Origin of the sequence: Gardnerella sp. DNF00038, from assembly GCF_049262855.1 — a bacterium.
Classification (GTDB): domain Bacteria; phylum Actinomycetota; class Actinomycetes; order Actinomycetales; family Bifidobacteriaceae; genus Bifidobacterium; species Bifidobacterium vaginale.
The window spans coordinates 379,342-392,382 of the sequence record NZ_CP058407.1; the positions used below are offsets into that span (position 1 = coordinate 379,342).

Below are 13,041 nucleotides of genomic sequence, written 5' to 3' on the forward strand. Positions count from 1 at the left end.
AGCCGTAATGTCTATGATTTTCACAATGGTTCGCCTTCGCTGGGCGCTTACTTTTTCTGTTATGCGAAAGTCAATGTGGCAAAAAATTGGCTTTGGTATAGTCATTGTTTTTGGGCTTGCGATTATATGCGCTCTTGGTTTTGCCGGCTGGCAAACTGGCAAGTACATTGATCCAGGAATGCTTGCAGACGCTAAAAATTGGCAGGAATTCCAACTTGCTCCAATAATGGTTATGTCGATTGTGTCAATTTTTACGCTGTTTATAAACCTGTTTATGTTAGGCAGCGACACAACACTAAAATCGCGCAGTTTTGCGCTTTATGGCATTCCTTACGTAAAGCAGCAAGCTGGCATGCTTCTTGGCTCTCTTTTTGGAGCATTTTCAATAAGCTGCACAATCGCGCTTGCTTTGTGGTCTTTAGCGTACAGAAGCTTTGGAATTGTGCCGGTTTTAGTCAGCGTAATTGCAGCTCCGCTTTACGTTGCAACAATCGTGTCTTTAAGCAAAATGCTTATTGAACTTTTGGATACTATTTTAATAAACAAGCATTCAAGAAACATTTTCTACTTTGCCATTTTTATAGCGTACATGATTTTTGTTGCCACTGTGAATATTGGTAACAAAAATCCAAGCGGAATTGTGCTCGGCTCAAGTTTCTGCGCTGCGTCTGCTTTTACGCCGTTAAGTGCGGCTATGGCTTTGCCTCTTGACGCCATTAATGGCAATTGGCTTGCGCTTGTTATTCGCTTCTTTATTTGCGTTGTAACGATTGCTGTTTGCTTTGCAATATCCGTATTTTGCGCAAAATTAGAGCCGAAGCTACTTCGCGGCGAGCAAAAAACAGTTGTTAAAACTAAAGGAATCGGCTTATTTGCAGCAGTTCCAGACAACACAGTTGGTGCGATTATTGCGCGAATTATTAGCGTTATGAGAAGAGACATGCGTCAACTGTTTTTGCTTCTTACGCCGCTTTTTATGCTGATAGTTGCAGGAGGAGCTACTTTCAAAACTAAAGGATTTGCTTCTATGGCACAGGACTTAGGTGTTTCTTGCTGGCTTATCTATGCTGCTTCGCTTATGGGCATGGTTGTTGGAAACAATATTGCATACGATGGCACAGCTTTTACTATGCACGCGATTATTGGTGTAAAAGGCTTGCACGATCGCTTAGCGCACGCAATAGTTTGGTCCGCCATTTGCGCTGTGTATTTTGCGATTCTTGGAGTAGGAGTTTACGTTTTTCTTTTCTTCGTATTAAATGTTCATCAAAGTGTAAATGCAATTCTGTTCCAAACTCTTTCACCAATCGGAATAGCTTTTGCTACCATAGGAATCGGCTTAATCTCTTCGTGCATTGCAATGTACCCTGTATCATCAATCGAAAAGCCATTTTCTAGGCCGCAAGGCTCTGCTGGCGCTAGATCTTTTGCTCCAATAGGTTTTATGCTGCTATCTTTCGTATGCATGATTCCGTCTATTGCTTTGGCTATTGTGTTTGTGGCTATTAACATGAATCTTTTGTGGATTGCAAGCATACTGTTTGTAATAAACGGTGCAATCGTTCTGGTTGTTGGCGTTATTTTGGGCGGTAAAGTGATGGATAAGCGCATAATTCGCATTGTAGAAAACTTGCGCAGATTCGCATCGATTACTGCTTGAGTATTACTGCGCACGCCTTTAAAAATTATGCGCACAAACTTACTCTCGGCATATGCAAGTGTATAGTTTGTATAGTTGTAAAGAATTGCAATTAACTTAAGTACATACACATACAACTTAAGTACATACACATAGGCGGCGTGCGCATGCAAGACGATGAAGACCTTAAGAATCTAGATAACATAGTCGAGATTCCAGAAGATGCTTTCACGTCGAAAGAGGCTAGGGAAAAAGCTGGTTTTAAGTCCAGTTTGCAAACAGTATCGCAAAAAGTATCCTCGCCAACAGTATCGCAAAAAAAGCAAGCCGAAACATTGGATGAATCGCCAGCAACCGAATTTAGTGTAGAAAACCACGCCAATGGCTCTAGGCTAAAAAACCGTTTTCTAGTCTGCTTAATATCGGTAATTGGCGTAATTTCTTTAATGGGTGGCTATATTCTGTTTGATTGCCAAGATATTTTGCAAAATCGTTTTATTAATCAGTTTGAAATTGCTGCGCGTGATCATAAGATTTTTCAAAAGTTAACTAGCCCCAAACCTAAGAGATTAGCTAAATATGCTAGCTTGATTAAGCAGGTGGATAAGAATAAGCCTGTTGACAAGTCATCTGCGGAAAAGATTTTGAAGGAATTTTTTGAATATCCAGGTCTTGGTCCTAATGCTTCAGCTGTTATTGCTGATGCAAACGGAAAGATTATAGCTGCTAAAAATGAAAATCTTGCTTTGCAGCCGGCGTCTACTATGAAAACGCTTACGGCTCTAGCTGCCTCGCATGTTCTAGACATGGGATCGACTCTTTCTACAACAGTTTACGCAAACTATGTTGGAAGCTCTAGAAATGCTGATTCTGCTGTATCTGGAGTGAAAAATGGTTTTGCTAGGCTCGTTCTTCATGGCGGCGGCGATATGCTGATGGGTGCTGCAACCAATGATCCAAATCATGTAAATGGTAGAGCTGGTCTTGAAACCCTTGCTATCAATACTGTGAATTCGCTTAAAAAACAAGGTGTAAAAGTTGTTGAGCTTGCTGTTGATGATTCCTTGTTTGGAGAGAAACGCTATCCTGATTTGATTCATGAAAATGATGAAGAAGGACGTTTTTATGCGCCAACATCGTCTTTAGCTGTTGATGAAGGCAGAGATCGTAATTTTGCAGCATGGGTGGCTGCTGGCAATGATGCTGATGACCCAGATGATTATCCACTTTTAGATCGGCATCCAGCTGTAAGTACGGGATTAATTTTTGCGAATCTACTCAAAAAATTTGGTATTGACGTGAGAACTTGGAGCACTGATTCTGCAAAAATTGGCAAAACTTCCAAGATTGATGGATTATCATCCATATATGTTAGCTCTAGAAAACCGATGATTTCCTCTGATTTTAAGCAAATAGCCCGCGTTTCTTCTGCTCCACTTAACGAAATTATGGCATATATGCTAAGGCATTCGGACAATTCTATTGCGGAAGAATTTGGTCGTCTTACTGCGCTCGCTATGCGTAAAAGTAATTCTCCAGAAGGTGCCACAGATGCTGTACGCGACGTTTTGCGCGATTTAGGCGTTGATATAAACGGATTACACATGTCTGATTGTTCTGGGCTTTCGCCTAAATCCGCTGTTCGTGCTGTGACTCTTGTGCAAGTTCAGGCCCAGAATCTTAAAATCGGTAAAGGTGCTGCAGCAGCAGAAGGCTTAGCTTTGCCTGGTGTATGGTGCACTTCGGCACGCCATCGTTTGTCAGATTCTTCGGCAGCTGGCTTGCTGCGTGTTAAAACTGGTTTTCTGGGTGATGTGTCATCTATGGTTGGCAATGTTTCTAGAAAGTCGGGAGGTGCGCTAACCTTTGCGGTTGTTGTTAATCCTCCTGGAGATGTTAACTACACTTATGTTGGCATTAATAAGATGATGGCCGAGCTGACTAATCTTTAGTGCGCGCCAACCTGCCGGAGCGCTTAAAGCGTAGCGCGCGAAGGCAATTTGGCGCGCTACGCTTGCTTAAGGTTGAAAGCACTGTGTGCTTTCAACGCAAGCGAAGACGTTCGCGCGCTGTAACGCGCGAGCGACTTACCGAGAATGTTGTTCAAAATGGAAAAATCAGCAACAAAATCGGGAAATCGCTAGCGTTCACAAATAGTTATAGTCTGTGATTTCCTGCTTGCCGCATATCCGCCAGGCAGCGCTACAGGTTTTTGACCATGCCATTTTGTAATTAATTCGTCGATTGATTCTATATGATTTGACGAAAAACGTATTCCGGCGGCGGTTAGAGCGCGGGCGATTATTCTGCGTCTTATCGAAGTGTGTTGTTTTGTTAAAGGTGATATTGCTATTTTTACTTCGTGTGCGCAAGAATCATAATTTTGCTTTAAAATCGTCTCTTTTTCTATTATGTCAACTTGAGAATTAATGTAATCTAAATCGTCTTGTGCAAATTTGGCACCTTTGGCAAGTAGTAAAGTCATGTCTGTAGCAAAAAACCGTGAAATATAAGGCATTAGAGTATGTCTTATTCTTGAGCGAAGAGGGTATGACTTTGGCAGTTCAACATCGCTTTGTGTTAAATCGCCGTTTGTTGGGTCATCCCACCACTCAATGCCCAAATCTTTGCAAATATTAGTTGTTTCAAGCCTTCTAATATTAATTAGCGGCCTAGCAAAACGTATTCCACATCGAACCGTAATATTTTTCATTCCAGCTACAGCCTCAAGACCTGCAGAGTCTCGTAAACCTATAATCACTGTTTCTGCTTGGTCGTCAGCTGTGTGCGCTAAAAGAACTGCGGATGCACCCAAATCCTTAGCCATGCCAATAATAGCAGCGTATCTAGCGTCTCTTGCTGCAGATTCTTCTCCCTTTTCGCCATCTTTAACTTGCACAGACTTAACGAATATAAGTGATTTATCTATTCCTAAACTTGCAACAGTGTTAGCAGCGTTTTGTGCAACTTTTGCGGATCCTTCTTGCATGTTGTGGTTCACTATAATCGCCGCACATCGAATACCTCTGCTCGCGCATACTTTGACTGCCAGCGCTGTTAATGCTAGCGAATCGCGTCCTCCAGAGCATGCTACCAGCACGATTGGTGCGTTTGGTAAAGCCAAATGTTGCCCGTGCTGCAAGAATTGTGGACCTTGCACTTCTAGCCCAAGATTATCGAAGCAGCGTTTTACTTCGCCAATTCCTTTACGCCAACTAGGTGAGTAAACCATGCTTATAGTCTAAATCATAATGCGTAAGTTGCGTAAATGTATACCATGTTGAAGCTTGTTGAACTTCCTTGTTTGGTGTTGTGTGAGGGCTGGGTGTTTCTTGTCTCACAACGCTCTGCCTCTTACGTGTTGTCCGGTGTTGCGGTTGTTCCGATTTGGTTTTGATTTTGTTTTTTGGTTGATGTTTGTTTGTAGTGGTTGATCATTGGATTATTTGGTATCGGCTGCCGCTCTTATATTGTTCGACCAAGAATCACCCAGCCCTCTTACGTACTAAAACAATTGCGTATAGCTTAATCACCGAGATTCTCGATTTTTCTTGCTACTTCAGCGAATCACCATTTCATGCTGAGGTTCGCTTCATTCGCTGCAAAAAATCTCGAATCTCCACAGCGCTTGGCATCTAAATCATAATGCGTAAGTTGTAACACGTCCGTCATTCGTTTATGCAATCATAGTTAGCATGCAGATTGCTGATATAAGAGATGATATTGATTACGAATTGATCAGTCACGAAGAACTTATGAAGCGTATTCGTGAGGTTGCGGATCAAGTTAGTAAAGACTACGAGAACCGCGATATTTTGCTTGTTGCAGCTCTTAAGGGTGCTGTTAACACGCTTGCTGTTTTCTCGCAGGAGCTTAGTCTTAATGCTCCTATGGATTTCATGAGTCTTTCCAGTTATGGCAGTGGCACTAAAAGCAGTGGTCAGATTACGGTTCGTGAGGACTTGACTACTGATGTTCGCGGACGAAACGTGCTTATTGTTGAAGATATTGTTGATTCTGGCAAGACTTTGGATTGGCTCGTTAAAGAGCTTAAGAGTAGAGGCGCTGCGAGTGTGAAGGTGTTTGCGCTTCTAACTAAACCTGCTCGTCGCGAAGTTGAAGTTGATATTACTTACGTTGGATTCGAGATTCCAGATGCTTTTGTAGTTGGTTTTGGAATGGATTACGACGAAAAGTATAGGAATCTTGATTCTATCGCGGTTCTTAAGCCATCTGTGTATGAATCTTAAGTATTCTTTATTGATTTTGAGTAGTAATCTTAAGAAACTTTGGTTAGTCTTAAAAAATCTTGATTAATTTTAGGTAATCTTGAATAATTAAGTACTGGATAATAGAAACCAAATAGTAGGATTTAATCCTAGTTTTAAGCATATTTCTATGTAAGGAGCCTTCAGAAGGATCCTGAAAGGAGCCTGATTATATGGGCGCTTCTCCAATGTCGCCTCGCGGACCTATGGGTGGACCTATGAAAAGTCCTTTGGGAGGTAACGGGAATAATCCGTTCCTTCCGCCTAATTTTGGAAAAAATCCAGATAGGAATAGTGGGAATAATAAGAACAATAAAAACAAGAACGGCAATAAGAATCAGAATGGTAATGATTCGCAGAATGATAATAATCCTGATTCTCGTCGTAAGTTCTTTAAATCTCCTTGGACTTGGATTGTTCTTCTTGTGATATTGTCTGTAGCAGGATTCCAGATGTTTGTGCATAACGGTACACAGACAATTGATACGCAAGATGGCTTGGAGTTGCTTCATAAGCGTAGTGCAAATTATGTGGAGGTTATTGACAACAAACAGCTTGTAAAGCTTACGCTTGACAAGAAGTATGTTAAGCTCGATAAGCGCGATAAGCAGAAGCACGATTATGGAAAAGACGTGCAATTCTACTATACGATTGCTCAGAGTAAGACTGTTGTTCAGGATATTGAAAAAGCTAAGCCAGTTAATGGTTGGACTGTTAGCATGCAGTCTTCTAGCATAATTTCTTATCTGATCACATCTATGCTGCCGATTTTGATTCTGCTTGGGCTTGTTTGGTTCATGTTTGGCAGAATGGCAAGCGCTGGCGGCGGAATGCTTGGAATGGGTGGCGGCCGTGGACGCGGAAAGCTTTTGGAAGGTCAAACACCTAAGACTAAGTTTGCGGATGTTGCAGGTGAACAGTCTGCTGTAGAAGAAGTTGAGGAAATTAAGGAATTTCTTAAGGATCCTTCTCGCTACAAGGCTTTAGGCGCGCGTATTCCGCGCGGTGTGCTGCTTTATGGCCCTCCAGGAACTGGTAAGACTCTTCTTGCGCGTGCTATTGCAGGCGAAGCTGGTGTGCCGTTCTATGCTATGGCTGGTTCGGACTTTGTTGAGATGTTTGTTGGTCTTGGTGCTTCTCGCGTGCGCGAGCTATTCGATGAGGCTAAGAAGAACGCTCCAGCAATCATCTTTATTGATGAGATTGATGCAGTTGGACGACGCCGCGGAAGTGGTATGACAGGCGGCCACGATGAGCGCGAGCAAACGCTTAATCAGCTGCTTGTAGAGATGGACGGCTTCGATAACGACACTAATTTGATTATTATCGCTGCTACGAACCGCCCAGATGTGCTTGATTCTGCGCTTTTGCGACCAGGACGATTTGATCGTCAGGTTGCTGTGGAAGCTCCAGATTTGGAAGGTCGCGAGGCGATCCTTAAGGTTCACGCTAAAGGCAAGCCTTTTGTTCCAGACGTTGATCTTCATATGGTTGCTGTTCGAACTCCTGGATTTACAGGCGCGGATTTGGCTAATGTGCTTAATGAGGCGGCTTTGCTTTGCGCTCGTTCTGGCGCTCAGCTTATTGACAATCGTGCTATTGACGAGGCGATTGATCGCGTTCAGGCTGGTCCTAGAAAGAAGTCTAAGGGCATGGCTTTGGATGAGTTGCGTAACACTGCGTATCACGAAGGTGGTCACGCGCTCGTTGCTGCTGCCTTGCATCATACGGATCCTGTTACTAAGGTTACGATTTTGCCTCGTGGACGCGCTCTTGGATACACGGCTGTTATGCCAACTAGTGATCGCTATTCTCAGTCGCGAAATCAGTTGCTTGATCAAATGGCGTATGCTATGGGCGGCCGTACTGCGGAAGAGGTTGTGTTCCACGATCCAACTACTGGCGCTTCTAACGATATTGAAAAAGCTACAGCAATCGCTCGTAAGATGGTTGTTGAATATGGTTTCTCCTCTAAGCTTGGTGCCGTAAAGTGGATGGACGCTGATCAGGATTCTTCTGGTTCTTTGGATTCTTTGCAATCGCGTAAGTTCTCTAATAAAACTGCCGAAGTGATTGATGAAGAAGTTCACAAGTTGATTGAAACGGCTCACACTGAGGCGTGGGAGATTATTAATAATAATCGTGATGTTTTGGATGAGTTGGTTCGTCAGCTTCTTGTTAAGGAAACGCTTAACGAGAAAGAGCTTGAGCAAATCTTCTCTAAGATTCGTAAGGCTCCAGAGCGCGATTTGTGGCTTTCTAATTCGGATCGTCCAGATTCGCCTCTTCCTCCTGTAGAGATTCCAGAAAGCTTGAAGCGAAATATTGGTGTTATTAAGGATGATGCCTCTGAGGGTAATTCTTCTAAGGATAATACTGAGGATAAGTCGCCAGCTGATTCTACAGATGAAAATAAAAGTCTAAAATAATAATTTAATTTAAATAATAATTTAATTTAACAATTTTACGCGCGGTGTTTAGCGATTATGCAAAGCATCGCGCGTATAATATTTTTGGGAGGCGATTATGGACACAATTAAGTTAAGTGGTATTAAACCGAGTGATACTGATGCTTTTATTGGCTTATATACTCGCCTTAGTGTTGACGCTGTTTTGAGTTTAGATTTGAGGGCAGCGGTTGCTGGTGACTCTACCCAAACGGTTGATATTGCCCAGATTTCTAAAAGGCTTAGCCGCGTTTTGGACTCGTGTGTTCAAGATGATGATATTGCTAAGAATTCTTCGATCTGTTTGGAGCTTACGGCTGGAAGGCTACTAGATTCAGCTATGAAATCTTGGCTTGTTAAACAGGCAGAGATTACTGTTAATGCGCAGTTTAAAGCTGATTTTAACGATGCTTCTTATGATTTACCTAATGCAGATGGCGTGTCTATTACGATTCGTAGGGTTGCAGACGATGTGGAAACATCGCAGATTTTTGGATTGGCGAATCCTACGGACGCGTCGCTTTTTGCGGCTGAGCAGAGGGAAAAATTACAAGATGAGACTTCGAAAGATGAGTCTAAAGATAAGTCGCAAGCAACCAGCGATTCTAATTCTTCTTTAGATTCTGTCTATAGCCAATCTGGCTATAATCCAATTATCACAACTGCAGTAGTGTCAATGCAGGGAGAAAAATCAGAGTCAACAAAATTCGCCATGCTAGATGTAATCACGAGTTTGGAGCAATCGAAAGAACCTATTTCAACTCAATTAGACGGCGTTTCGGCGTTATATCAGGTAAGCTCTGATAAAGGCGAAGAATATTCTGCAATAATAGTGGTATCTAGTACAATGGTAGAAGATGATTTAGCGCTTAAGATCAAAGAAATGCAAATTTCTCAAGAACAAAATTTGCGATTGAGAATTTTAGGCACGAGGCAATACGGATCTGATAGTTCAAACACAAAGACTATGGATTCAGATAGGCTTGGTTCACAGCTAAATGCTGCACAATTGGAGCCATGGATGCAAATTGAGCCAGATGCTTCAATTGACGGAGAACCACTTGCGTACAAACTTGCGTTTGCACCAGATGCAGCGCGAGTCGGTATTTATTCAGAACGTTGGATTATGGGAGAGTGTTGATGAAAGCTTACCGCACGCCTTGGTGGTACTTTGTACTCGGGGTGCTATTTGGATTTGTATTCGGCGCATTCCTGGTGTCTATTACGGAATCAAGCGCAATATCGCTTTCTGGTGCGCCGTGGGTTGTTCTTGCGTTTATGACAATTGGTGGAATAGTTACCTTTATTCTTACTTGGCAGACGCATCAGTATGTTACTGCAAAGCCAGAGGAGCATAAGCATTTAAATATGCAGCTTGCTGTTGCAGCTCTTATGCTTGCAAAAGCGCTTGGAATGGCTGGAGCGATTCTAACTGGCTGGTATGCTGGGCAACTATTCATGTGTTGGCCGCATGCAAATATTCCGCTCTATTCCAACATTATTCGTGAATGCATTATAGCTGGAATAGTATGTCTTGTAGACATGATTATTGGTATTGTGGGTGAGTGGATGTGCCAGCTTCCTCCAGAAGATGGTGCGGATGCATCAAGTGGTACTTCCGACAGGGCACAGTCAGCTGCTGCGATTTAAAATTATTTAAAATATAAAATTTAAAAATATAAGTATAAAACCGAAATACAAAACATAAACACAAACCTAAAATTTAAAAATCTGCTGTAATAATTTAATTTTAATTCAATTTAAATTCAATTTTTAAGGATGGTATATTACTTTGGCTGAATTTATTTACCAAATGATTAAGGCACGCAAGTCTTACGGGGATCGCGTGATTCTAGACGACGTTACCTTAAGCTTCCTACCAGGCGCAAAGATTGGCGTTGTAGGGCCTAACGGCATGGGTAAATCAACGTTGCTGAAGATTATGGCTGGTTTGGAGAATGTATCAAACGGCGAGGCTTCGATTACGCCAGGTTATACCGTTGGAATTTTGCAGCAGGAGCCACCTCTAGATGAAACGAAGACGGTTGGCGAAAACATTAAGATGGCATTTGGTGAGATTGCGCAAAAAGTAGCGCGTTTTAACCAAATCGGCGAAGAGATGGCAAATCCAGATGCTGACTTTGATGCATTGATGGAAGAAATGGGCAAGTTGCAAACAGAGATTGATGCTGCAAATGGTTGGGATTTGGATTCTCAGCTTGAGCAGGCGATGGATGCTTTGCAATGCCCAGATCCAGATTCGCCTGTTTCTGTGTGCTCTGGTGGAGAAAGGCGTAGAGTGGCGCTGTGCAAGCTTCTTCTTGAAGCCCCAGATTTGCTGCTGCTGGACGAGCCTACAAACCATTTGGACGCTGAGTCTATTCTTTGGTTGGAACAGTTCTTACACAAGTATGAAGGCGCTGTTATTGCTGTAACCCATGATCGCTACTTTATGGATAACGTAGCAGAGTGGATTTGTGAAGTTGATCGTGGTCAGCTTTACCCATACAAGGGCAATTACACCACTTACTTGGAAACCAAGGCTAAGCGTATGGAAATCCAGGGTGCTAAGGATGCCAAGCTTGCTAAGCGCTTAAAGAATGAGTTGGACTGGGTGCGTAGCTCGCCGAAGGCTCGTCAGGCTAAGAACAAGGCTCGTTTGGAGCGCTACGACCAAATGGAGCAAGAGGCACGCAATTCCAAGAAGCTTGATTTTTCGGAGATTCAAATTCCTGCAGGTCCACGCTTGGGATCGCAAGTTTTGGAAGCGAAGCATATTCACAAGGCTTTTGGAGATCGCGTGTTAATCGACGATTTGTCGTTTACTTTGCCTCGTAACGGTATTGTTGGCGTGATTGGTCCAAACGGTGTTGGTAAGTCTACGCTTTTCAAGACGATTGTGGGCTTGGAGCCACTTTCTGGTGGAGAGCTTACAGTTGGAGATACTGTGAAGATTTCTTATGTGGATCAGAATCGTGCAGGATTGGATCCTAATAAGAACTTGTGGGAAGCTGTTTCAGGCGGACTTGATTTTATTGAAGTTGCAGGCGTTGAAATCCCTACTCGCGCATATGTTGCAAGCTTTGGATTTAAAGGTTCGGATCAGCAGAAGCTTACGGGCGTGCTTTCTGGCGGCGAGCGTAATCGCTTGAATTTGGCTTTAACTCTTAAGCAGGGCGGCAACTTGCTGCTGCTTGATGAGCCTACTAACGATTTAGATGTTGAGACTCTTGAAAGCTTAGAGAACGCTTTGCTTGACTTCCCAGGCTGCGCTGTAGTGGTGAGCCACGATCGTTGGTTCCTTGACCGCGTTGCCACGCATATTCTTGCGTGGGAAGGCGACGATGAGAATCCTGCAAAATGGTACTGGTTCGAAGGTAACTTCCAAGCTTACGAAGAAAATAAGATCGCACGCCTTGGTGAAGAAGCTGCTCGTCCTCATCGCTTGCATCGTAAGCTTACTCGCTAAATCGCGTATAACTCGTGCTATCAGAGTAAAACTGAATTAAAATCACGTATTGAGCTAAAAAGGAGAACAAATGCCGATACTTGATAAAAATGATTCTTCTAAAGTCCAAGAATATGAGGAATTCATAAAACATTCGCCTTATGGAAACGCTATGCAAGATATGCGTTGGGCAGATGTGAAAAGCAACTGGATTAGTGAATACGTTTATCTAGAAGAAAACGGTAAGATTACAGCAGCAATGTCTGTTCTCGGCATAAAAGCTGTTGATGATAAAATGTTCCTCTATGCTCCTCATGGACCAGTAAGTGATTTTTATGATATAGAAACCACTAAGAAGCTGATTGAAGAAGCTAAGCCTCTTATTGAAAAGTACAATGCGTTTTTGCTGCGAATGGATCCTTGCGTTAAAAACGATCAAGATCTTGTTAAGAAGTATAGAGAGCAAGGTTTTACTTTTAGGAGCGATGGGGAAAAACTTCACTCTTTCTCCAATCCTCGATATGAGATGATGCTAGATCTTGAGGGTAAGTCTACGGATGATCTTCTTGCTGGGTTTAGTGCGATGACAAGAAGGCACATAAGGGCTTCTTTAAAAGCTGGCGTTACATCTAGGTGGAGTCGTTCTCAGGAAGATATTGACAAGTTCTATGAGCTTACTGAGATTATGGCAAAAAGACACGGTATTACATACAGACCTAAAGAGTATTTTGAGAGATTGCTTGCAGCTTATCCAGAAATGAGAATTTATAGCACGGACTATGAGGGTAAGACTATTGCGTGCATGATTGGTTTGCCTTATAACGGTGAATTATGGTACATGTATGGTGCTACTGCGACCATGCAGGGCAAGGTGAGCCCAGGGTATTTGTCTATATGGGATTTGATTCAGTGGGCGCATGAGCTTGGAATGAAGTACTTTAACATGGGTGGTGTGTTCTCACTTGATGTTAGCGATGGTCTTTATTTCTTTAAGTATGGTTTCTGCAAGGCTACTGATCCGTTTATTTGGATTGGTGAGCTTGATGTCGTTGCAGATGAGGATGCATACAGCAAGTTTGTTAATAGGTGATCTCCTGAAAATTTGCTATTTCTAGAGTGCTATAGTGCGCGAGTTGGGGTGAATCTGGTGCAAAGTACATCATGTCGTTCGCGCGCTACGCTTTAAGAGCTCATGCAGGTCGCGTCTCCCGTGTTTGTTTCTATTTTGCTCAAAAAGGG

The 13,041-nt window shown here is 42.8% G+C and carries 9 protein-coding genes; 8 read left to right on the forward strand and 1 reads right to left on the reverse strand.

All coding sequences use genetic code 11. The features are described from left to right. Positions 1–7: 7 nt before the first annotated feature. The gene (locus HXT19_RS01465) at positions 8–1,660 is read left to right on the forward strand and encodes a hypothetical protein (RefSeq protein ID WP_014554748.1); all 1,653 of its coding nucleotides are present in this window, start codon (positions 8–10) and stop codon (positions 1,658–1,660) included. A gap of 146 nt (positions 1,661–1,806) precedes the next feature. After that, positions 1,807–3,591 carry a D-alanyl-D-alanine carboxypeptidase/D-alanyl-D-alanine-endopeptidase gene (locus tag HXT19_RS01470; RefSeq protein WP_422119725.1) on the forward strand — a complete coding sequence of 595 codons (1,785 nt, stop codon included), beginning with the start codon at positions 1,807–1,809 and terminating at the stop codon, positions 3,589–3,591. A 188-nt stretch (positions 3,592–3,779) separates the two neighbouring features. Here HXT19_RS01470 and tilS read toward each other — a convergent pair whose 3' ends face one another. Continuing rightward, positions 3,780–4,871 carry a tRNA lysidine(34) synthetase TilS gene (gene tilS / locus HXT19_RS01475; RefSeq protein ID WP_103013080.1) on the reverse strand — a complete coding sequence of 364 codons (1,092 nt, stop codon included), beginning with the start codon at positions 4,869–4,871 and terminating at the stop codon, positions 3,780–3,782. Between the two features lie 463 nt (positions 4,872–5,334). Here tilS and hpt point away from each other — a divergent pair, with 463 nt between their 5' ends. The 6 genes from hpt (at position 5,335) to HXT19_RS01505 (ending at position 12,892) form a co-directional block, all read left to right on the forward strand. After that, the gene (gene hpt, locus HXT19_RS01480) at positions 5,335–5,889 is read left to right on the forward strand and encodes a hypoxanthine phosphoribosyltransferase (protein WP_064622846.1); all 555 of its coding nucleotides are present in this window, start codon (positions 5,335–5,337) and stop codon (positions 5,887–5,889) included. Positions 5,890–6,080: 191 nt separating this feature from the next. Continuing rightward, on the forward strand, positions 6,081–8,336 hold the full coding sequence (ftsH, locus tag HXT19_RS01485; RefSeq protein ID WP_075038503.1) for an ATP-dependent zinc metalloprotease FtsH: 2,256 nt from the start codon (positions 6,081–6,083) through the stop codon (positions 8,334–8,336). A gap of 97 nt (positions 8,337–8,433) precedes the next feature. Continuing rightward, complete coding sequence (locus HXT19_RS01490; protein WP_004112237.1) at positions 8,434–9,495, forward strand: dihydroneopterin aldolase; 1,062 nt, start codon at positions 8,434–8,436, stop codon at positions 9,493–9,495. Continuing rightward, positions 9,495–10,004 carry a DUF3180 domain-containing protein gene (locus HXT19_RS01495; protein WP_004112239.1) on the forward strand — a complete coding sequence of 170 codons (510 nt, stop codon included), beginning with the start codon at positions 9,495–9,497 and terminating at the stop codon, positions 10,002–10,004. The genes HXT19_RS01490 and HXT19_RS01495 overlap by 1 nt, the downstream gene beginning before the upstream one ends. Before the next feature lie 142 nt (positions 10,005–10,146). Continuing rightward, entirely contained in the window at positions 10,147–11,823 is a 1,677-nt protein-coding gene (ettA, locus tag HXT19_RS01500; protein ID WP_004122991.1) for an energy-dependent translational throttle protein EttA, read from the forward strand. A 70-nt stretch (positions 11,824–11,893) separates the two neighbouring features. Next, a complete protein-coding gene (locus tag HXT19_RS01505; protein WP_004112243.1) occupies positions 11,894–12,892 on the forward strand; it encodes a lipid II:glycine glycyltransferase FemX in 999 nt (332 codons plus the stop codon). The last annotated feature ends 149 nt before the right edge of the window (positions 12,893–13,041 follow it).